The following is a 19,760-nucleotide window of genomic DNA, read 5'->3' as shown; positions in this document are numbered from 1 at the left end:
TCGAGAAACGGTAGCGCAGTGCTTGCCGCTTCTCGACATGCTCGAAGCGAACGGGATATGGTTCGTATGACAAGGTGCCCCTCACAGGTTGCCCCCGCGCGCCATCGTCGCTATGTGCGCGCCAACGCACCCTATTGTACCGGACCATCGTCGCCATGTTCACCTTCCTCCTCGTCGTTCAGGCGATCGTCGCCGCCCTGCTGGTTACCGTCATCCTGATGCAGAAGTCGGAAGGCGGCGGTCTGGGCGTGGGCGGCAGCCCGGCGGGCCTGATGTCGGCGCGCGGCGCGGCGGATTTCCTGACCCGTTCGACCACGGTACTGGCCAGCATCTTCGTGCTGCTGTCGGTCGTGATGGCGGTGATCGCCGCCGTGCGCCATGCGCCGAGCGACATCGACACCTCTCTGGTGAAGCAGGCCCCGGCCACGCAGGGCGCCCCGGCGGCCCCCAATGCCGATCCGCTGGCTGGTGCGGCGAGCAACGCGGCGTCCGCTCCGGCGGCGGCGAACGGCGCGGTTCCGCTCGCCAACTAAACTTTCCGTCGATCTTTCGATCTTTTTTCAAGCGTGCGTGGATTCGCGCGCTTGCCCTTTGTTGTTCCGAAAGGCTAAGCCTCTCTTCCCATGACGCGGTATATTTTCATCACCGGCGGCGTGGTCTCCTCGCTTGGCAAGGGCCTTATGGCCGCTTCGCTCGCAGCGCTGCTGCAAGCGCGAGGTTTCCGTGTGCGAATCCGGAAATTCGACCCCTATCTCAACGTCGATCCGGGCACGATGTCGCCCTATCAGCATGGCGAAGTCTATGTGACCGACGACGGGGCGGAAACCGACCTCGACCTTGGCCATTATGAGCGGTTTACCGGCGTTTCTGCGCGCCAGTCGGACAATGTGACGCAGGGCCGCGTCTATCAGACGATCATCCAGCGCGAACGGCGCGGCGATTATCTGGGCGCGACGGTGCAGGTCATTCCGCACGTCACCGACGAGATCAAGGCGTTCGCCACCGCCGATACCGAAGACCTGGACTTCGTGTTGTGCGAAATCGGCGGCACGGTGGGCGACATCGAATCGCTGCCCTTCATGGAAGCGATTCGCCAGCTGCATAATGATCTGGATCGCGGTCAGTCGATCTTCGTCCATGTGACGTTGGTGCCGTACATCGCGGCGGCCGGCGAGCTGAAGACCAAGCCGACCCAGCGCAGCGTGCGCGACCTGACCTCGCTCGGCATCCAGCCCGACATTCTTCTTTGCCGTTGCGAGCATCCGCTGCCCGATAGCGAGCGCAAGAAGATCGCCCTGTTCTGCAACGTGCGCCCCGAAGCGGTCATCCCCGCGCTCGACGCCAGCAGCATCTACGCCGTGCCGCATCAGTACCATGCCGAAGGGCTGGACGAAGAAGTGCTGCGCGCATTCGGCATCAGCGATGCGCCCGCGCCCCAGATGGATCGCTGGGACGACATCATGGATCGTCGCCAGAATCCCGAAGGCGAAGTGACGATCGGCGTGGTCGGCAAATATGTCGGCCTGCTCGACGCCTACAAATCGCTCTTCGAAGCGCTCAGCCATGGTGGCCTGGCCAACCGGGTGAAGGTCAACGTCAAGTGGATCGACGCGGAGCTGTTCGAGAAGGGGGACGACATCGTCGCCAGTCTGGAACCGATGCACGGCATATTGGTCCCCGGCGGCTTTGGCGTGCGCGGGTCGGAAGGCAAGATCGAATCCGTCAAGTTCGCGCGCGAACGCAATGTGCCCTTCTTCGGCATCTGCCTTGGCATGCAGATGGCCTGTATCGAAGGTGCGCGGAACACGGCGGGCATCGCCGAAGCCTCCACCACGGAATTTGGCGAGACGTCCGAGCCGGTCGTCGGCCTCATCACCGAATGGATGGGCAAGGAAGGCCTGCAGAAGCGCACGGCCGACACCGATCTGGGCGGCACGATGCGTCTGGGCGCCTATCCGGCGAAGCTGGACGGCAACAGCGTGGTCGCGGGCATTTACGGCAGCAACGACATCAGCGAGCGGCACCGCCATCGCTATGAGGTCAATGCCGGTTATCGCGAACCGCTGGAAAAGGGCGGCCTGATCTTCTCGGGCATGTCGCCGGACGGCACGCTGCCCGAAATCGTCGAGCGGCCGGACCATCCCTGGTTCGTGGGCGTGCAGTTCCACCCGGAACTGAAATCCAAGCCCTTCGACCCGCATCCGCTCTTCGCCAGCTTCATCGCGGCGGCGGTGAAGCAGAGCCGGTTGGTATAAAAGAAAACGGGGCCAGATGGCCCCGTTTTTCGTTTCAGCGCACGGTGGGATCGAGCATCGGCTTGCCCGGTTCGAAGCGCGGCGCGTCCGGCGCGGGCGGTCCGTCCTGCATGGTGGGTTCCGGCAGCGAAGGCATGACCTGTAGCGGGGCAGAGCCGGCAGGGCGTTGCGACGGGTCGCAGCCCGCTGCGCGCATCTTCGTATCCATCGCGCCCAGACGCATGATATCGCGTGAGGTCGATCCGATGGCGGCGCCCAGCGAACTGCGGTCGTCCGATCCGGGGGCAGGGCCTCCGCTCAACAACTGCTCCGCCAGTTCGTCGCAATGCGGCCCCCAGGCCATCGTCAGCTTGTTGACCTGCGTTTCCAGCGCGGCGGCGAACAGCCCGAGCGTGATCTTTTCCGATCGGAAGGCGGGCGAGGTGATATCGTCGGGTGCGTCGCCCCGTTCGACCGACGCCTTGATCCGGGTCGCCGCGCCATCCTTGATCGGCTCCAGCGTGGCGATCATGCGGGTCGCGACCTTGTCACCAGCCATGACCAGCCATGTCATCTTGCCCGGCTCCCGTTCCAGCTTGAAGTCCGGCAGCACGCCGCCCGACCGCGACGGATCGGTGCCCGGCGATCCTGGCTCGTTGCGCACGTCCAGTCCTTCGAGTGTTGCCATGACGTCAGCGACCGGACGCTCGACGTCGCGCGAATAGCCTGAATTAAATGCGCCACTGAAATATATTATGGCGGCCGCGATCAGGCCGACTGGCACCAACAGTTTCCACATCGATGATTTCCCCCAGATTTTACCGCCGGGAGATGTAGAAGACAGGCGTTAACAGTTCTTGAAATGCTGTTGTGTCGTTCCGTCCCATTCTCTGAGACGGAACGACAGGGCGATTTACTTGTCGGTTTGATCGAACAGATGCCGATATTGGCGTGGCTGACAGCGCAGATATTGCGGCGCGGCTTTTACCGATGCGCCCAGATGGGCGGCGGCGTGCCAGGGCCAGCGCGGATCGTAGAGGATGGTGCGCGCGATCGCGATCAGGTCCGCGTCGCCCGTGCCCACGATCGCTTCGGCCTGTTCATAGTCGGTGATGAGGCCGACGGCGATCACCGGGATCGATACCGCCTGCTTCACGGCGCGGGCCAGTGGCACCTGATAGCTGGGGCCGACGGGGATGTCCTGCCGCGGGTCGAGGCCACCGCTCGACACATGGATGGCGCTGCAACCGCGCGCCTCCAGCGCCTTTGCAAAGGCGATCGTCTGGTCGATGTCCCAGCCGCCGTCGACCCAGTCGGTGCCCGATACGCGCATCGTCACCGGCTTGTGCGCGGGGAAGGCCGCCCGCACCGCGTCGAAAATCTCCAGCGGCAGGCGCATCCGCTTTTCCAGGCTGCCGCCATAATCATCGTCGCGCTGGTTGGAGAGGGGGGAGAGGAACTGGTGCAGCAGATAGCCATGCGCGCCATGGAGCTGGACCGCGTCGATACCCAGATTGTCGGCGCGCTTGGCCGCCGCGACGAAGGCATCGCGCAGCCGGTCGATAGCGGCCTTGTCCAGCGCCGTCGGCGCATGGGTGCCCGGCGTGAAGGGCAGGGCGGACGGCGCGACCGTCTGCCAGCCATTGGGCGAGTCGGGGGCGATCTGCGCGCCGCCTTCCCATGGGACATGGGTCGATGCCTTGCGCCCGGCATGGCCAAGCTGGATCGCGATGGGCATGTCGCTATGGGCGCGCACGCCGTCCAGCACCCGCTTCATCGCGGCTTCGGTCCGGTCGTCCCACAGGCCGACATCGGCATGGCTGATCCGGCCTTCGGGCAGGACGGCGCTGGCCTCGATCGTCAGCAAGGCTGCGCCCGACAAGGCAAGCTGGCCCAGATGGATGAGGTGCCAGTCGGTCATTTCGCCATCGACCGCCGAATATTGGCACATGGGGGCGATGACGATGCGATTGTCGAGGCTCAGGTCGCCGACGTGGAAAGGCTCGAACAGCTTGGGTCCGCTCATGATATCTCCGGCTTTTTATGGAGACGAAAGCGGGGGCCAGTTTCGTGCGCCGAACTGGGCCCCGGCCTTCGCCGGGGAACGAGAAGCGCCCTATATAGGGCGCCGCCCATGTCCTGAAAGGCGTCCGATCAGCCTGCGGGCGTCAGTTTCAGCATCCGGCCCTGCGATTTGCCGCCATCCTCCAGCAGCCACAGCGCGCCGTCCGGCCCCTGTTCCACTTCGCGGATGCGGGCGCCCATGTCCCATTGATCGGCCTTTTCCGCCTTTTCGCCGTTCAGCTTCACGCGGACCAGGCTCTGGCTGGACAGGCCGCCGATGAACAGCGAGTTTTTCCACTGCGGGAAGAGGTCGCCCGAATAATAAAGCAGGCCGCCCGGCGAGATGACCGGGTTCCACCAGACCTTCGGCGCTTCGAAGCCGTCGCCCGGCGCATGGTCGGGAATGTCGCGGCCGTCATAATGGCTGCCGTTCGACACTTTGGGATAGCCATAATTGAGGCCGGGCTTGATGAGGTTGACCTCGTCCCCGCCCTTCGGCCCCATTTCCTGTTCCCACAGGCGCCCGTCCTTGTCGAAGGCGATGCCGAGCAGGTTGCGATGGCCATAGGACCAGATGGCGGGGTTGAAGCCCTTGGCGCTGAGCGGATTATTCGCGGCGGGCGTGCCGTCGAGGTTGAGGCGCAGCACCTTGCCCAGCGTGGACTTGGGATCTTGGGCCGGATCGAACTTCTGCCGCTCGCCATTGGTGAAGAAGAGATATTTGCCGTCGGGCGAGAAGGCGATGCGGCCGGAATAATGGCCGTCGCCGTCGACATAGGGGCTGGCGCGGAAGAGGATGGTCACGCCGTCCAGCTTCGTCGTGCCGTCGCTCGCCTGATTGAATGCGCCCTTGGCCAGCGCCACGCCTTTGAGGCCATCGCGCTCTTCGGAAAAGCTGAAATAGACCGCCTTGTCTTTTGCGAAGCGGGGCGAAAGGACGACGTCCATCAGCGCCCCTTGCCCCGCGCTATCGACCTTGGGGATGCCGGCAACCGGGATCTTGGTGCCGTTCTTCGGATCGAACAGGATCATGTCGCCCGCCTTTTCCGTCACCAGCGCGCGGCCGTCGGGCAGGAAGGTCATCGCCCAGGGCGAATCGAAATCGGCGATGACGGAGGTCTTGAACGGCTTGTCGGCCATGGTCGTCGTCTGGCTGTTGGCGCCTTCGCCCGAGCAGGCGATCAGGAGGAGGGGCAGGGCGGAAATCAAGGTGCGGGACATATTATCCTCCATTCGGGCTGCGCTGGTCGAGGCCCCGTCCTTCTTGGAAGAAAGAGCGGCCCTTCGACAAGCGCAGGGCGAACGGGGAATGTGAAAATTTCCGATAAAATGATCGGGCACGAATAATGTTGCAGATTTCCCGCACCATGCCTATATCGCTCTTGCTTCCTTACATCGTCAAACATGTCAGGGTCGCGGGCAGATTGCTCGCGGCGGCAAATGCCGCATGGGCGGAAGCACGCATATTTTATTGTCGGAGACTGCATGGCGGACATCGCCGAACTGACCGCGCTGATCGAACCTGAGGTGAAGGCTTTGGGCTTCGACCTTGTGCGCATCAAGCTTTTCGGGTCGGGCGACGAATATACGCTCCAGATCATGGCCGAAAATCCCAAGACCAAGCAGCTCGTGATCGAAGATTGCGCTGCCATTTCGCGCCGCATTTCGGACGTGATGGATGAGGTCGATCCGATCGAGGAAGCCTATCGGCTGGAAGTCAGCTCGCCCGGCATCGACCGGCCGCTGACCCGCCTGTCCGACTTCATGGAATGGGCCAGCCATGAGGCCAAGATCAGCGCGACCGAAATCGTCGAGGGTCGCAAGAGTTTTCGCGGCGTCCTCAATGGCGTGGAGGGGGAGGATATCCTCTTCACCGACGCCAAGGCCGGCGACGTCGTCATTCCGTTTTCGCTCGTCAGTGACGCCAAGCTGGTGCTGACCGACAGGCTGATTTCTGCTAGCATGCCGCTTTCCTCCGATGGGGCGGATGAATTTGAAACCGAAGAATAAGGGTTCATAAGTCATGGCCAACGCCATTTCCGCCAATCGGGCCGAACTGATCGCCATCGCCAATTCGGTGGCCAGCGAAAAGATGATCGACAAGGCCATCGTCATCGAGGCGATGGAAGACGCGATCCAGCGCGCGGCGCGTGCCCGCTACGGCGCCGAGAATGATATCCGTGCCAAGCTGGACCCGGACAGCGGCGACCTGCGCCTGTGGCGCGTCGTCGAAGTGGTCGAGGTCGTCGAAGATTATTTCAAGCAGGTGGACCTCAAGCAGGGCCAGAAGCTGAAGAAGGACGCCGTGGTCGGCGACTTCATCGTCGATCCGCTGCCCGCGATCGACCTGGGCCGCATCGACGCCCAGTCGGCCAAGCAGGTGATCTTCCAGAAGGTCCGCGACGCCGAGCGCGAGCGCCAGCATGAAGAATATAAGGACCGCGTGGGTGAGATCATCACCGGCGTCGTCAAGTCGGTCGAATTCGGCCATGTCGTCGTCAACCTCGGCCGCGCCGAAGGCGTGATCCGCCGCGATCAGCAGATTCCGCGCGAAGTCGTTCGCGTCGGCGATCGCATCCGTTCGGTCGTGCTGAACGTGCGCCGCGAAAATCGCGGTCCGCAGATTTTCCTCAGCCGCGCGCACCCCGAATTCATGAAGAAGCTGTTCGCGCAGGAAGTCCCAGAAATCTACGACGGCGTCATCACCATCATGGCCGCCGCCCGCGATCCGGGCAGCCGCGCCAAGATCGGCGTCATCAGCCGCGACGGCAGCATCGATCCGGTCGGCGCCTGCGTCGGCATGAAAGGCAGCCGCGTACAGGCCGTCGTGCAGGAAATGCAGGGCGAAAAGATCGACATCATCCCCTGGTCGGAAGATACCGCGACCTTTGTGGTCAACGCGTTGCAGCCGGCCCAGGTCGCCCGCGTCGTCATCGATGAAGAAGAAGAGCGTATCGAAGTCGTCGTTCCCGACGATCAGCTGTCGCTCGCCATCGGTCGTCGCGGTCAGAATGTCCGCCTCGCCAGCCAGCTGACCGGCAAGGCGATCGACATCATGACCGAAGCCGACGCCAGCGAGAAGCGCCAGAAGGAATTCGTCGCCCGCTCCGAACTGTTCCAGAACGAACTGGACGTGGACGAGACGCTGTCGCAGCTGCTGGTCGCCGAAGGCTTTGGCGAGCTGGAAGAAGTCGCCTATGTCGAAATCGACGAACTGGCCGCGATCGAAGGGTTCGACGAGGAACTGGCCGGCGAATTGCAGAATCGTGCGCTGGAGGCGCTGGAGCGTCGCGAACAGGCTGCGCGTGAAGAGCGTAACAATCTGGGCGTCGAGGACGCGCTGGCCGACATCCCGCATCTGACCGAAGCGATGCTGGTCACGCTGGGCAAGGCGGGCATCAAGACGCTGGACGATCTGGCCGACCTCGCCACCGACGAGCTGGTGCAGAAGAAGCGTATCGACCAGCGCCGCCGCAAGACGGACAGCAACAGCGACGACAAGGGCGGCATCCTGGCGGCCTATGGTCTGAGCGACGAGCAGGGCAATGAGATCATCATGGCCGCGCGTGCGCACTGGTTCGAAGAGGAAGCGTAAGTCTCCATGGCTTTTGACGGCATCCTGTCAGCATATTGCACCCGGTCGCGCATGCAGCGGCCGGGCATGCTGACGGCTGTCGTTTCTATGTCTCTAACAAGGGAGGACGCCAATGTTGCGGACACTCCCCGATGAGAGAATAGCGCTTCTCGACAGCGTTGGACTTGCCCTTTCATCCGTTTTGGCGGAGGGGCACGCATGACCGAACGCAAATGCATATTGAATGGCGAACGCGCCGATCCCGAAACGCTGATCCGTCTGGCGATCGGCCCGGAGGGTCAGGTGTTGCCCGACATCCGCGCCAAGGCGCCGGGGCGGGGAGCGTGGATTGGCGTGTCGCGCGCCGAACTCGACGTCGCGCTGGCCAAGGGCAAGCTGAAAGCCGCGCTGGCCCGTTCCTTCAAGGACGGCACGCTGGATATTCCTGCCGATCTGCCCGCCATGATCGAGTCGGGCCTGCGCAAGACGCTGCTCGACCGGCTGGGGCTGGAGGCGCGGGCGTCCATGTTGCTGACCGGCTCTGAAAAAATCGACGTCGCCTGTCGCAAGGGGCAGGTGCAATTGCTGCTCCATGCCGCCGATGCGGCGGCGGACGGCAACCGCAAGCTGGACCAGGCGCTGCGCGTCGGGCAGGAAGCGGAAGGCACGGATTTGGCAGGCATCACCTTGCCTGTGGACCGCGACGCCCTATCTATGGCAATGGGGCGCGATAATGTCGTCCATATCGCGGTGACCGACTCGCGGGCAGCTTCGCGCCTGCGCGCGGCCATAGGCCGCTTGGAAAGCTATCTGGGTTGCGCTAACGGGGCGTCCGTGCATGGGGAGCATGTCTCCGCTGATGCGCCGGGCGTTCCCGATTAGGCATTGTTCGTGCGGGTGCAGGCCGGAAGCATCGAAGAATAAAGGCGTCGGCGGGCCTATCCGGCCGAAGCGGAAGTGAAGGGTTAAGTTCGAACTTATGAGTGACAGCAAGGAAGACAAGCCGGTTCTGGGTCGCAAGCCGCTGGGCATCAAGCGGACCGTGGAATCCGGTCAGGTGCAGCAGCAGTTCAGCCATGGCCGCAAGAATACGGTCGTGGTTGAGGTGAAGCGGCGCCGCGTCCTGGGCAAGCCCGGTGAGACGACCGGTGGCGCCCCTGCGGCTGCGCCCCTGGCCGAACCCGCGCCGGCACCCGTCGCGCAGGCCCCTGCGCCGCGTCCGGCCGCCCCGGCCCCTGCGCCGCAGCAGACCCGCGCGCCGCAGCCCGCTCCGGTGCGTCAGTCGCCGCCCCAAAGCCTGATGTCGCGTCAGGAATTGCAGGCCAAGCTGCTGCGCGAGGCGGAAGAAGCCCGCATGACCGCGCTGGAAGATGCGCGCCGTCGTGAGGATGCCGCTCGTCTCGCCGCGAGCGAGGAAGAAAAGCGCCGCGCCGAGGAAAATCGCCTGGCCGCCGAAGCGGCTGCCGCTGCGCCTGCGCCAGCGGAAGAGCCTGCGCCGCAGCCGGTTGCGGAAGCACCTGCCGCGCCTGCGGCTGAACCAGCCAAGGCGGAGGTCGCTGCTGCGGCCGCTGCACAGGAACGCCCTGCTGCGACCACGGCCGCCCCGGCTGCTGCCACGCCGCCGCCGCGTCGCTTCACCCCGGTTACGCCGGTCAAGCGCCCCGAGCCGGCCAAGCCCGATCGCGCTAAGAAGGGCGAAGATAATCGTCGCCAGTCCGGCAAGCTGACCGTCACCAAGGCCCTGGCCGATGACGACAGCGCCCGCGCCCGCAGCCTCGCCGCGCTCAAGCGTGCTCGCGAGAAGGAACGTCGCGCCCATTATGCCGGCGGTGCCCAGCCGCGTGACAAGCAGGTTCGCGATGTCGTGGTGCCTGAAGTCATCACCGTGCAGGAACTGGCCAACCGTATGGCCGAAAAGGGCGCGGACCTGGTCAAGTCGCTGTTCAAGATGGGGCAGGCGGTTACGCTCAACCAGCCGATCGATCAGGATACTGCCGAACTGCTGGTCGAGGAATTCGGCCACCGCATCCAGCGCGTGTCCGACGCCGACGTTGAAATCGGTATCGAAGGCGATGTCGACGCGGTCGAAACGCTCAAGCCGCGTGCGCCCGTCGTCACGATCATGGGCCATGTCGACCACGGCAAGACTTCGCTGCTCGACGCGCTGCGTGGAACCGACGTGGTCGCCGGCGAAAGCGGCGGCATCACCCAGCATATCGGCGCCTATCAGGTGACGACGAAGAAGGGCGATGTCATCACCTTCCTCGACACGCCGGGCCATGAAGCCTTCTCCGAAATGCGTGCCCGTGGCGCCAACGTCACCGACATCGTCATCCTGGTGGTGGCGGCGGACGATGGCCTGATGCCGCAGACGATCGAAGCCATCAACCATACCAAGGCGGCCGGCGTGCCGATGATCGTTGCGATCAACAAGTGCGACAAGCCCGATGCGAACCCGCAAAAGGTGCGTGAGCGCCTGTTGAGCGAGGAAATCGTCGTCGAGGATATGGGCGGCGACGTGCAGGACGTGGAGGTTTCGGCTCTCAAGAAGACCGGCCTGGACGAACTGATCGAGAAGATCCTGCTTCAGGCCGAAGTCATGGAACTGACCGCCAACCCCGATCGCGCTGCCGAAGGCAATGTGATCGAGGCGCAGCTGGACAAGGGCCGTGGCGCCGTTGCCACCGTGCTGGTGCGCAAGGGTACGCTCAAGATCGGCGATACCTTCGTCATCGGCGCGGAAAGCGGCAAGGTGCGCGCGCTCGTCAATGACAAGGGGCAGCAGGTGAAGGTTGCCGGCCCATCGACCCCGGTCGAGGTGCTGGGCCTGTCGGGCGTGCCGAAGGCGGGCGATCAGCTCACCGTCGTCGAAAACGAAGCCCGTGCCCGCGAAGTCGCCGCCTATCGCCAGGAGCAGATCACGCTCAAGCGGACGGCGTCGGTGCCGACCAATTTCGAGAGCATGTTCTCGGCGCTCAACACGACGATGATCGAATATCCGGTCGTCATCCGTGGCGACGTGCAGGGGTCTGTCGAAGCGATCGTCACGGCGCTGAACCGTATCTCGACCGACGAGATCAAGGTGCGGATCCTCAGCTCCGGCGTCGGCGCGATCACCGAAAGCGACGTCACGCTGGCAGCCGCCAGCCGCGCGCCGCTGATCGGCTTCAACGTCCGCCCCAATGCCAAGGCGCGTCCGATGGCGATCCGCGAGAAGATCTCGCTGCGTTATTATGACGTGATCTACGACCTTCTTGAGGAAGTCCGTGGCGAAATGGCGGGCCAGCTGGCGCCCGAGCGCATCGAAACGATCGTGGGTCGGGCCGAAGTGCTTCAGGTGTTCCCGGCGGGCAAGAAGGACAAGGCGGCTGGTCTGCTGGTTCTGGACGGTATCATCCGCAAGGGGCTCAATGCGCGCCTTACCCGGTCCGACGTCATCGTGTCGAAGACGGTCATCCACTCGTTGCGTCGCTTCAAGGACGATGTGTCCGAAGTGCGCGCCGGCATGGAGTGCGGTGCGGTGTTGCAGGACACGAACGACATCAAGGCCGGCGATACGCTGGAACTGTTCGAAGTCGAAGAGCGTCAGCGCACGCTGTAACAGGAAAGTGCGTCACCCCAGCGAAAGCTGGGGTCTCGTGCGATCCCGGCTCTGCCGTCGCTTGAGACTCCAGCCTGCGCTGGGGTGACGAGGATTAATTATGGCTCAACAACAATCCGAAGGCCCCTCCGTCCGCCTGCTGCGCGTGGGTGAACAGGTGCGCCATGTCCTGTCGGACATTCTTCAGCGCGGCGACGTGCATGATGATGTACTGGCCAAGCATGTGGTGAGCGTCACCGAAGTGCGCATGTCGCCCGACCTGCGCCACGCGACCGTCTTCATCAAGTCGCTGCTGGGGCAGGATGAGGAAGCGGTGCTCAAGGCGCTGCGGACCAACACCGCCTATCTGCAACGCGAAGTTGCCCATCGCATCGCGCTCAAATATGCCGCGAAGCTGAAATTCCTGGCCGACGAGAGTTTCGACGAGGGCAGCCATATCGACAAGCTGCTGCGCGATCCTAAAGTCGCGCAGGATCTGGTCAAGGATGAGGGCGAGGATTGACTCGGCCTGCGGTAAGACGCATCTTACCGCCATGAACGCCAAGACCACATTGTCGGCAAAAGGGCAGGTCGTCATCCCTAAGGATGTGCGCGACCAGCTTGGCTTTGCGCCGGGGCAGGTGTTGGACGTGGTGCCGATGGGTGGCGGGGTATTGCTCAAGCCGCAGCACAAGAAATCCGGCCGCAGTTTCGACGAGATCATGGCGGGTATCCGGGCGCGCTATCGGCATCAGGGACCGCCGCTGTCCGTTGAGGACATGGACGAGGCAGTCGCTCGGATGTTTCGCGATTCCCAGGATTGATGGCGGCTGCGGTCGATACCAATGTGTTGATTCGCTTCCTGACGGGAGACGATCCATCGCAGGCTGCCATCGCAGCAGAACGGATCAGTCAGGGATTTCTGCTTCTGCCTACTGTGTTGGTCGAAACGGAATGGGTATTGCGTGCCAGCTATGATTGGCCGCGCGAACAGATAGAGGCGGCTTTTCGCGACATCGTGGATTTGCCCGAAGCGATCGGCGTGCCAGCTGGCATGGATTGGGTACTGGATCATTTTTCAGCCGGTGCCGACTTTAGCGATATGATGCACCTGGCCATGGCTGGCGATGCGGATGCCTTTCTGACATTCGACCGACAGATCGGAAAACGGCTGGGGGATTCCTCGCCTGTCGCCGTCATCACCTTAATATGATCGGGGATTATATCATGCGGGCTTTCTGGTTGTCTTGCGCTCTGCTGTCTTGCGCGGCGACGCCCGCCATCGCCAAAGAGCCCGCCATCCATCACGCCGTCATCGCCGACCCGAAGCCCGACGCCGCCAATCCCGCGGGGATGGCTGCCTTCGTCATTCCGGTCGAGGATGGGGCGATGAATGCGGTGATGTACACGGCTGCCGGATCGGACCTGCGTCCCACGCTGCTGCTGCTCCATGGCTTTCCGGGCAATGAGCAGAATCTGGATCTGGCGCAGGCTGCGCGGCGCGCCGGGTGGAATGTGTTGACGCTCCATTATCGCGGCAGCTGGGGTAGCCCCGGCACCTTCTCCTTCGGCCATGCGTCGGAGGATGGCTTTGCTGCGCTCCAATATCTGCAACAGGCTTCGGTGGTCGCCAAATATCGGATCGACACCAGCGCGATAGTGGTCGCGGGGCACAGCATGGGTGGCTTCATGGCCGCCGATGCGGCCGCCGCCGATCCGCGCGTCGCGGGGCTTTTTCTGATCGATCCCTGGGACCCGGCGCAGACCGTCGCGTCGCTGGCGAGCGCGCAGGGTGAGGCGGGATGGAAAGCGGAAGTGGCGAGCGACCTGCCGCCGCTGAACGGAGCCACTTATGAAAGCCTGACTGGTGAGATCAAGGCGGACGGGCAGAAATTCGATCTTGGCCGGCGTCTGGCGGCCTATGCGCGCCGGCCGCTGACGATCATTGGGGCGGAGCGCGGGATCGGCGCGATGGCGCGCAAGGTTGCCGCCGATGCACAGGGCGCCAACCCGGATTCGCGGCTGATGGTGTGGCCGACCGACCATAGTTTTTCCGATAGTCGGATCGCGCTGGCCGATGCGCTGGTGCGGTTTCTGGCGGGTGTGGCGCCGAGCATTCGGTAAGGCTCAAGACAAAACCCGTTCGTTTCGAGCGTGTCGAGAAACAGGGAACGCGGCGCTACGTGCTGCTCGACTTCATCGCCTTGGGCGATGAAGTTTATCCTGAGCGCCCGCTGCAAGCGGGCAGTCGAAGGGCTCGAAGCGAACGGTGGGGAGGGCGCGCACACCACTCCGCCAGCACCTATTTCCATCCGTCGTGAAATCGCTCTATGCGCAGGAGCATGGCGAAACTCTATTTCTACTATAGCTCGATGAATGCGGGGAAATCGACGACCCTGCTGCAATCGGACTTCAACTATCGCGAGCGCGGCATGGACACGATGTTGTGGACCGCTGCGCTGGACGATCGCTATGGCCATGGCCGGATCGTGTCGCGCATCGGGCTGGAGGCGCAGGCGCATCTGTTCGATCCCAAGGTCGATATCTTCGCCGCCATCGCCGCGCAGCATCAGGCGACGCCGCTATCCTGCGTGCTGCTGGACGAAGCGCAGTTCCTGACCGAAGCGCAGGTATGGCAATTGGGCGCGGTGTGCGATCGCCTCGGCATCCCGGTCCTGTGCTACGGCATCCGCACCGATTTTCAGGGGCAGTTGTTTCCCGGTAGCGCCGCCTTGCTGGGGCTGGCCGATTCGCTGAGCGAGATTAAGACGATCTGCGAATGCGGGCGCAAGGCGATCATGAACCTGCGCATGGACGAGCAGGGCAGGGCGATCCGACAGGGCGACCAGACGGAGATTGGCGGCAACGACCGTTATGTGGCGCTGTGCCGCCGGCATTTTGTGGAGCAGATGCAGCGATGACCCGGATGGAACGATTGCTGGCGCCGATCGATGCGCCGGGCCTGTATCTGGAGCAACTGCAGGAAGGCCATCGGGAAGCGCTGCGCGCGTTGTGCCCGGTGGATGATCCGGTGTGGGAGATTTTCCCGGCCAACTGGTCGGGCGACCATTTCGACGCCATTTTCGACGCGACCATCGCCAATGCGGACCGCTTCCCCTTCCTGATCGTCGCGGATGGCGTGGCGGTCGGCATGTCCGGCTTTCTGCGGGTGGCGGCCGCCGACAATTGGCTGGAACTGGGCGGCACCTATATGACGCCGGCTGCGCGTGGCACGGGCCTCAATGGCCGGATCAAGCCGCTGCTGATCGGCCGGGCGCTGGACTGTGGCTTCACCCGGATCGAATTCTGCATCGACCAGCGCAATGTCCGGTCGCAAAAGGCGGTGGAGAAATTGGGGGCGGTGCGCGAGGGCGTGCTGCGCAAGCAGCGCATCACCTGGACCGGGCATGTGCGCGACACGGTGATCTATTCGATCCTGGCCGATGAGTGGCGAGGGAAGGTCTGAGCGTGGGGCTGGGCCCCGGCCTGCGCCGGGGAACATGCCTTCCGTTCAGGTCAGTCGATCGTCGTAATCCAGTCCGGCAGGTCGGCTAGGCGTTGCAATTGCGTGAAGCAGGGATGGTCCGACGGCGCGGCGGCGCTTTCATGGACCCAGGCGCCCTCCTGCGGGATGAAGGCCGCCCAGGCGCCGGCCTCCAGTGCGGGCAAAATGTCGGATCGCATGGAATCGCCCGCCATTACAGCCTCTTGTGGATCGATATTCATACGCGAAAAGAGTGCACGGAACGTGTCCGCCTTCTTGTCGCTGACGATTTCGATGCCGGAAAACAATTCGCCCAGGCCCGATGCGGCCAGCTTGCTTTCCTGATGCAGCAGGTCGCCCTTCGTCACCAGCACCAGCGGGGCGATATGGGCCAGCCGCTCCAGCGTATCCTGCACCCCGTCGAACAGCAGGACCGGATGCGCCAGCAGCGCGCGCCCCGCCGCCAATATCCCCGCGATCATCCCGGCGGACAGCCTGTCGCCCGCCACCTCCACCGCCGTCTCGATCATGGAGAGGGTGAAGCCTTTGGCGCCATAGCCATAGAGCGGCAGGTTGCGGATCTCGCACGCGATCATGCGTTCGCGCGTGACGTCGACCTGCGCGAAGGGGCGCAGCATGTCGATCAGCGCGTCCTCCGTCTCATGGAAATGACGCATATTGTGCCAGAGCGTATCGTCGGCATCGAGGCAGATGAGCTTGATGGTCATGGGCGCCCGGATAGCGCATTAAAGGCTGACAGGCCAAGACGGGACATATAAGGCCCGCCGCCATGCACGGTTGGATCATTCTCGACAAACCCCATGGCCTGGGTTCCACGCAGGCGGTCAGCGCGGTCAAGCGCGCATTGCGGACCCAGCGGGAACTGCTGGGCGGCACGGAGAAGTGGAAGGTCGGCCATGGCGGCACGCTCGATCCGCTGGCGACCGGCGTGCTGCCGATCGCGGTGGGGGAGGCGACGAAGCTGGCCGGGCGGATGCTCGACAGCGACAAGATTTACGACTTCACGGTTCGGTTCGGCAGCCAGACCGATACGCTGGACCTGGAAGGGAAAGTGATTGCGCAGAGCGACCATCTGCCCACGTTGGCGCAGGTGGAGGCGGTGCTGCCGGGCTTTACCGGACCGATCGAGCAGGCGCCGCCCGCCTATAGCGCCATCCTGATCGACGGCCAGCGTGCCTACGACCTCGCCCGCAAGGGGGAGGCGGTGGAGATGAAGCTGCGGTCGGTGACGATCCATGGGCTAGAAATATCCTCTCCCCAAGGGGGAGAGGATGGCACAGCTTGCCCGCGAAGCGGGTTAGCGAAGCCTGGAGAGGGGGAGGGTGCGCCAAACCCCTCTCCAAGCGCGGCTAGGCAGCAAGCTGCCGAGCCTTGCTATCCTCTCCCCCAGGGGGAGAGGATTTCCGAAGTCACGCTGACCGCCCATGTGTCCAAGGGCACCTATATCCGCAGCCTTGCGCGTGACATCGCGATCGCGCTTGGCACGGTGGGCCATGTGACGATGCTGCGCCGGATCAAGGCGGGGCCGTTCGCGCTGGAATCGGCAATTTCGCTGGACAAATTGGATGAAGCTGCTAGGGGTGGCACCATCGGTGGGCTTATGCTCCCGTTGACGGCGGGGCTGGACGACATCCCGGCTCTCGCAGTCTCTCCCGATCAAGCGCTCGCTCTCCGTCAGGGGAAGGTGCTGTCGGGGTCCGACATTGCCACCGGCCTTCATCTGGCGTTCGACGGGGTCATTCCCGTGGCGCTGGTTGAAATGCTGGACGGAGAGATCCGGGTCGTGCGCGGATTTAACCTGATGCCGAAGGAAGAAGACTAGATGACGATCACTGCCGAGCGCAAGGAAGCGCTTATCAAGGAACATGCCCGCGTTGAGGGTGACACCGGTTCGCCGGAAGTCCAGGTTGCGATCCTGACGGAACGCATCACCAACCTGACCGAGCATTTCAAGGGTCACCACAAGGACAATCATAGCCGTCGTGGTCTCCTGATGATGGTCAACAAGCGTCGTTCGCTTCTGGACTATCTCAAGAAGAAGGATCAGGCTCGTTATGTCGACCTGATCGGTAAGCTGGGCCTGCGCAAGTAACCCAGTCGTTCGGCCCGCTTCGGCGGGCCGATTACGTATTGGGTTACGCCGACGAAGGTCGGGGTCCAGCGGGAAGGGCACGGTGCCCAGGCCCGACAAGGCGCAACTGAACCCCGGCCTTCATGCCGGGGAACGAAGGGAAGGGATCGCAATCCGGTGATCCCGATCCGACCCAGGGACCAGATGATGTCCCAAAACCGATGCGGGCCGGTTTAGTCCGCATGACAGGCCCCGCCCGGCAATAGGGCCAGGTGGGCGAAGGAAAACTCTATGTTCGATGTAAAGAAAGTTTCGATCGAGCTGGCCGGCAAGACGCTGACCCTCGAAACCGGCCGTATCGCGCGCCAGGCCGACGCCGCCGTGCTGGCGACCTATGGCGAAACCGTGGTGCTGTGCGCCGTGACCGCCGCCAAGAGCGTGAAGGAAGGCCAGGACTTCTTCCCGCTGACCGTCCACTATCAGGAAAAATATTCGGCCGCCGGTCGCATTCCGGGTGGCTTCTTCAAGCGTGAACGTGGCGCGACGGAAAAGGAAACGCTGGTTTCCCGCCTGATCGACCGCCCGATCCGCCCGCTGTTCCCCGAAGGTTTCTATAACGAAATCAACGTGATCGCGCAGGTTCTGTCGTTCGACGGCGAAAGCGAGCCCGATATCGTGGCGATGATCGCCGCGTCGGCTGCGCTGACCCTGTCGGGCGTGCCCTTCATGGGCCCGATCGGCGCCGCGCGCGTTGGTTACAAGGACGGCGAATATCAGCTGAACCCGAGCCTGGAAGAAGTGAAGACCGGCGAACTCGACCTGGTCGTCGCCGCCACCGGCAACGCGGTGATGATGGTCGAATCCGAAGCCAAGGAACTGTCGGAAGAGATCATGCTGGGCGCGGTCCTGTTCGCCCATGAAGCCAGCAAGAAGATCGCCAACGCGATCATCGACCTGGCCGAGAAGGCCGCCAAGGATCCGTGGGACATCGCCAAGGGCGACAATGTCGAAGACCTGAAGAAGAAGCTGAAGAAGCTGATCGGCAAGGACATCACGGCCGCCTACAAGCTGACCGACAAGTCGGCCCGCTCGAACGCGCTGAACGAAGCCCGCGCCAAGGCGAAGGCATCCTTCGCAGCCGAAGGCCTGGACGCCCAGACCGTGATGGCCGGCATCAAGCTGACCAAGAAGCTGGAAGCGGAAATCGTGCGCGGCGCCATCCTGAAGGACGGCAAGCGCATCGACGGTCGTACCACCACGCAGATCCGCCCGATCGAAGCGATGGTCGGCTTCCTGCCCCGCACCCATGGTTCGGCCCTGTTCACGCGCGGTGAAACGCAGTCCATCTGCACCACCACGCTGGGCACCAAGGACGCCGAGCAGATGATCGACGGCCTGACCGGCCTGCATTATGAAAACTTCATGCTGCACTATAACTTCCCGCCCTATTCGGTCGGTGAAGTCGGCCGCTTCGGCGCGCCGGGTCGTCGTGAAGTGGGTCATGGCAAGCTCGCATGGCGTGCGCTGCACCCCGTGCTGCCCAGCAAGGACGAGTTCCCCTACACCATCCGCGTCCTGTCCGACATCACCGAGTCCAACGGCTCGTCGTCGATGGCGACTGTTTGCGGCGGTTCGCTGTCGATGATGGACGCCGGTGTGCCCCTGAAGCGCCCCGTGTCGGGCATCGCCATGGGCCTGATCCTGGAAGGCAAGGACTTCGCCGTCCTGTCCGACATCCTGGGTGACGAAGATCACCTCGGCGACATGGACTTCAAGGTCGCGGGTACCGAAGTCGGTATCACCACGATGCAGATGGACATCAAGATTGCGGGCATCACGCGCGAAATCTTCGAAGCCGCTCTGACCCAGGCCAAGGAAGGCCGCGCCCACATTCTGGGTGAGATGAGCAAGGCGCTGTCCTCGACCCGCACCGAGCTGTCGGCCCATGCCCCGCGCATCGAGACGATCCAGATCGACAAGTCGAAGATCCGTGACGTCATCGGCACCGGTGGCAAGGTCATCCGCGAAATCGTCGCCGAAACCGGCGCGAAGGTCGACATCGACGACGAAGGCATCATCAAGATTTCGTCGTCCGACACCGCCCAGATCGAAGCCGCCAAGAAGTGGATTCTCGGCATCGTCGAGGAAGCGGAAGTCGGCAAGGTCTACACCGGCAAGGTCGTCAACATCGTCGACTTCGGTGCGTTCGTGAACTTCATGGGTGGCAAGGACGGCCTCGTCCACGTTTCCGAAATGAAGAATGAGCGCGTCGAAAAGCCGACCGACGTCGTGTCGGAAGGCCAGGAAGTGAAGGTCAAGGTTCTCGAAATCGACCCGCGCGGCAAGGTTCGCCTGTCCATGCGCGTCGTCGATCAGGAAACCGGTGAAGAGCTGGAGGACACCCGTCCCGCCCGCGAACCGCGTGAACCGCGCAGCGACCGTGGTGGCGAAGGCCGTGGCGATCGTGGCCGTGGTCCGCGCCGTGACGGCGGCGACCGTGGCGGTCGCGGCGAAGGCCGTGGCGATCGTGGTCCGCGCCGTGATGGTGGTGATCGTGGCCCGCGTCGCGAACGCAGCGAAGGCGGTAACGATGACGGCCCGGCACCGGGCGGTCTGCCCGACTTCCTGACCCAGGACTAAAGCGTCTATTCAGCCGAAAGGCTGGATGATGGAATGAAAATGGGGTGTCCGGTCAGCCGGGCGCCCCGTTTTTGCGTTTGCCTTTCCATATG

General features: G+C 63.5%; 19 protein-coding genes. 15 read left to right on the top strand and 4 right to left on the bottom strand.

The genetic code is table 11. The annotated features are described in order from the left end of the window. Positions 1-155 precede the first annotated feature (155 nt). The gene (gene secG, locus F4U95_RS14590) at positions 156-533 is read left to right on the top strand and encodes a preprotein translocase subunit SecG (RefSeq protein WP_150426191.1); all 378 of its coding nucleotides are present in this window, start codon (positions 156-158) and stop codon (positions 531-533) included. 90 nt (positions 534-623) lie between these two features. Next, a complete protein-coding gene (gene pyrG, locus F4U95_RS14585) occupies positions 624-2,255 on the top strand; it encodes a CTP synthase (RefSeq protein ID WP_150426190.1) in 1,632 nt (543 codons plus the stop codon). A 34-nt stretch (positions 2,256-2,289) separates the two neighbouring features. Here pyrG and F4U95_RS14580 read toward each other — a convergent pair whose 3' ends face one another. The 3 genes from F4U95_RS14580 to F4U95_RS14570 form a co-directional block, all read right to left on the bottom strand. Continuing rightward, positions 2,290-3,033 (bottom strand): hypothetical protein, encoded by a 744-nt coding sequence (locus F4U95_RS14580; protein ID WP_150426189.1) that lies wholly within the window; start codon positions 3,031-3,033, stop codon positions 2,290-2,292. A gap of 114 nt (positions 3,034-3,147) precedes the next feature. After that, positions 3,148-4,260: an NADH:flavin oxidoreductase/NADH oxidase gene (locus F4U95_RS14575; RefSeq protein ID WP_150426188.1), complete on the bottom strand. Its 1,113-nt coding sequence runs from the start codon at positions 4,258-4,260 to the stop codon at positions 3,148-3,150. 128 nt (positions 4,261-4,388) lie between these two features. Further along, complete coding sequence (locus F4U95_RS14570; protein WP_150426187.1) at positions 4,389-5,519, bottom strand: PQQ-dependent sugar dehydrogenase; 1,131 nt, start codon at positions 5,517-5,519, stop codon at positions 4,389-4,391. Between the two features lie 264 nt (positions 5,520-5,783). Between F4U95_RS14570 and rimP the strand changes: the two genes are divergently transcribed. From rimP to F4U95_RS14520, 10 genes are all read left to right on the top strand, one after another. Beyond that, positions 5,784-6,308, top strand: coding sequence for a ribosome maturation protein RimP (rimP, locus tag F4U95_RS14565; protein ID WP_120250489.1), 525 nt, complete (start codon positions 5,784-5,786; stop codon positions 6,306-6,308). A gap of 13 nt (positions 6,309-6,321) precedes the next feature. Further along, positions 6,322-7,893 carry a transcription termination factor NusA gene (nusA, locus tag F4U95_RS14560; protein WP_150426186.1) on the top strand — a complete coding sequence of 524 codons (1,572 nt, stop codon included), beginning with the start codon at positions 6,322-6,324 and terminating at the stop codon, positions 7,891-7,893. 198 nt (positions 7,894-8,091) lie between these two features. After that, the gene (locus F4U95_RS14555) at positions 8,092-8,754 is read left to right on the top strand and encodes a DUF448 domain-containing protein (RefSeq protein ID WP_120250487.1); all 663 of its coding nucleotides are present in this window, start codon (positions 8,092-8,094) and stop codon (positions 8,752-8,754) included. Between the two features lie 97 nt (positions 8,755-8,851). Then, positions 8,852-11,473 (top strand): translation initiation factor IF-2, encoded by a 2,622-nt coding sequence (infB, locus tag F4U95_RS14550; RefSeq protein ID WP_150426185.1) that lies wholly within the window; start codon positions 8,852-8,854, stop codon positions 11,471-11,473. 100 nt (positions 11,474-11,573) lie between these two features. Then, entirely contained in the window at positions 11,574-11,975 is a 402-nt protein-coding gene (gene rbfA / locus F4U95_RS14545) for a 30S ribosome-binding factor RbfA (RefSeq protein ID WP_120250485.1), read from the top strand. 31 nt (positions 11,976-12,006) lie between these two features. After that, the gene (locus tag F4U95_RS14540; RefSeq protein WP_150426184.1) at positions 12,007-12,276 is read left to right on the top strand and encodes an AbrB/MazE/SpoVT family DNA-binding domain-containing protein; all 270 of its coding nucleotides are present in this window, start codon (positions 12,007-12,009) and stop codon (positions 12,274-12,276) included. Beyond that, complete coding sequence (locus tag F4U95_RS14535; protein WP_150426183.1) at positions 12,276-12,665, top strand: type II toxin-antitoxin system VapC family toxin; 390 nt, start codon at positions 12,276-12,278, stop codon at positions 12,663-12,665. The genes F4U95_RS14540 and F4U95_RS14535 overlap by 1 nt, the downstream gene beginning before the upstream one ends. A gap of 14 nt (positions 12,666-12,679) precedes the next feature. Further along, positions 12,680-13,576 carry an alpha/beta hydrolase family protein gene (locus F4U95_RS14530; protein ID WP_150426182.1) on the top strand — a complete coding sequence of 299 codons (897 nt, stop codon included), beginning with the start codon at positions 12,680-12,682 and terminating at the stop codon, positions 13,574-13,576. Positions 13,577-13,794: 218 nt separating this feature from the next. Next, positions 13,795-14,373 (top strand): thymidine kinase, encoded by a 579-nt coding sequence (locus F4U95_RS14525; RefSeq protein ID WP_150426181.1) that lies wholly within the window; start codon positions 13,795-13,797, stop codon positions 14,371-14,373. Further along, on the top strand, positions 14,370-14,918 hold the full coding sequence (locus tag F4U95_RS14520) for a GNAT family N-acetyltransferase (RefSeq protein ID WP_343032335.1): 549 nt from the start codon (positions 14,370-14,372) through the stop codon (positions 14,916-14,918). The genes F4U95_RS14525 and F4U95_RS14520 overlap by 4 nt, the downstream gene beginning before the upstream one ends. A 50-nt stretch (positions 14,919-14,968) precedes the next feature. On the opposite strand, the gene F4U95_RS14515 is transcribed toward F4U95_RS14520, so the two are convergent. After that, complete coding sequence (locus F4U95_RS14515) at positions 14,969-15,664, bottom strand: HAD family hydrolase (protein WP_150426180.1); 696 nt, start codon at positions 15,662-15,664, stop codon at positions 14,969-14,971. Positions 15,665-15,726: 62 nt separating this feature from the next. On the opposite strand from F4U95_RS14515, the gene truB reads away from it, so the two are divergent. The 3 genes from truB (at position 15,727) to pnp (ending at position 19,668) form a co-directional block, all read left to right on the top strand. After that, entirely contained in the window at positions 15,727-16,779 is a 1,053-nt protein-coding gene (truB, locus tag F4U95_RS14510; RefSeq protein ID WP_150426179.1) for a tRNA pseudouridine(55) synthase TruB, read from the top strand. Further along, complete coding sequence (gene rpsO, locus F4U95_RS14505; protein WP_120250479.1) at positions 16,780-17,049, top strand: 30S ribosomal protein S15; 270 nt, start codon at positions 16,780-16,782, stop codon at positions 17,047-17,049. Positions 17,050-17,319: 270 nt separating this feature from the next. Continuing rightward, positions 17,320-19,668: a polyribonucleotide nucleotidyltransferase gene (gene pnp, locus F4U95_RS14500; protein WP_120250478.1), complete on the top strand. Its 2,349-nt coding sequence runs from the start codon at positions 17,320-17,322 to the stop codon at positions 19,666-19,668. The last annotated feature ends 92 nt before the right edge of the window (positions 19,669-19,760 follow it).

Origin of the sequence: Sphingobium limneticum, from assembly GCF_008710165.1 — a bacterium.
Taxonomy (GTDB): Bacteria; Pseudomonadota; Alphaproteobacteria; order Sphingomonadales; family Sphingomonadaceae; genus Sphingobium; species Sphingobium limneticum.
Note: the sequence above shows the minus strand (reverse complement) of the source record. Positions and strands in the feature narration are given on the sequence as shown.

Excerpts from the sequence above, each read along its gene's own strand:
- F4U95_RS14515 (WP_150426180.1), bottom strand. The coding sequence starts at position 15,664 with ATGACCATCAAGCTCATCTGCCTCGATGCCGACGATACGCTCTGGCAC.
- infB (WP_150426185.1), top strand. The coding sequence starts at position 8,852 with ATGAGTGACAGCAAGGAAGACAAGCCGGTTCTGGGTCGCAAGCCGCTG.
- nusA (WP_150426186.1), top strand. The coding sequence starts at position 6,322 with ATGGCCAACGCCATTTCCGCCAATCGGGCCGAACTGATCGCCATCGCC.
- F4U95_RS14520 (WP_343032335.1), top strand. The coding sequence starts at position 14,370 with ATGACCCGGATGGAACGATTGCTGGCGCCGATCGATGCGCCGGGCCTG.
- F4U95_RS14570 (WP_150426187.1), bottom strand. The coding sequence starts at position 5,519 with ATGTCCCGCACCTTGATTTCCGCCCTGCCCCTCCTCCTGATCGCCTGC.
- rimP (WP_120250489.1), top strand. The coding sequence starts at position 5,784 with ATGGCGGACATCGCCGAACTGACCGCGCTGATCGAACCTGAGGTGAAG.
- F4U95_RS14535 (WP_150426183.1), top strand. The coding sequence starts at position 12,276 with ATGGCGGCTGCGGTCGATACCAATGTGTTGATTCGCTTCCTGACGGGA.
- F4U95_RS14530 (WP_150426182.1), top strand. The coding sequence starts at position 12,680 with ATGCGGGCTTTCTGGTTGTCTTGCGCTCTGCTGTCTTGCGCGGCGACG.
- F4U95_RS14525 (WP_150426181.1), top strand. The coding sequence starts at position 13,795 with ATGGCGAAACTCTATTTCTACTATAGCTCGATGAATGCGGGGAAATCG.
- pnp (WP_120250478.1), top strand. The coding sequence starts at position 17,320 with ATGTTCGATGTAAAGAAAGTTTCGATCGAGCTGGCCGGCAAGACGCTG.
- F4U95_RS14540 (WP_150426184.1), top strand. The coding sequence starts at position 12,007 with ATGAACGCCAAGACCACATTGTCGGCAAAAGGGCAGGTCGTCATCCCT.
- F4U95_RS14580 (WP_150426189.1), bottom strand. The coding sequence starts at position 3,033 with ATGTGGAAACTGTTGGTGCCAGTCGGCCTGATCGCGGCCGCCATAATA.
- pyrG (WP_150426190.1), top strand. The coding sequence starts at position 624 with ATGACGCGGTATATTTTCATCACCGGCGGCGTGGTCTCCTCGCTTGGC.
- F4U95_RS14575 (WP_150426188.1), bottom strand. The coding sequence starts at position 4,260 with ATGAGCGGACCCAAGCTGTTCGAGCCTTTCCACGTCGGCGACCTGAGC.
- rbfA (WP_120250485.1), top strand. The coding sequence starts at position 11,574 with ATGGCTCAACAACAATCCGAAGGCCCCTCCGTCCGCCTGCTGCGCGTG.
- secG (WP_150426191.1), top strand. The coding sequence starts at position 156 with ATGTTCACCTTCCTCCTCGTCGTTCAGGCGATCGTCGCCGCCCTGCTG.
- truB (WP_150426179.1), top strand. The coding sequence starts at position 15,727 with ATGCACGGTTGGATCATTCTCGACAAACCCCATGGCCTGGGTTCCACG.
- rpsO (WP_120250479.1), top strand. The coding sequence starts at position 16,780 with ATGACGATCACTGCCGAGCGCAAGGAAGCGCTTATCAAGGAACATGCC.
- F4U95_RS14555 (WP_120250487.1), top strand. The coding sequence starts at position 8,092 with ATGACCGAACGCAAATGCATATTGAATGGCGAACGCGCCGATCCCGAA.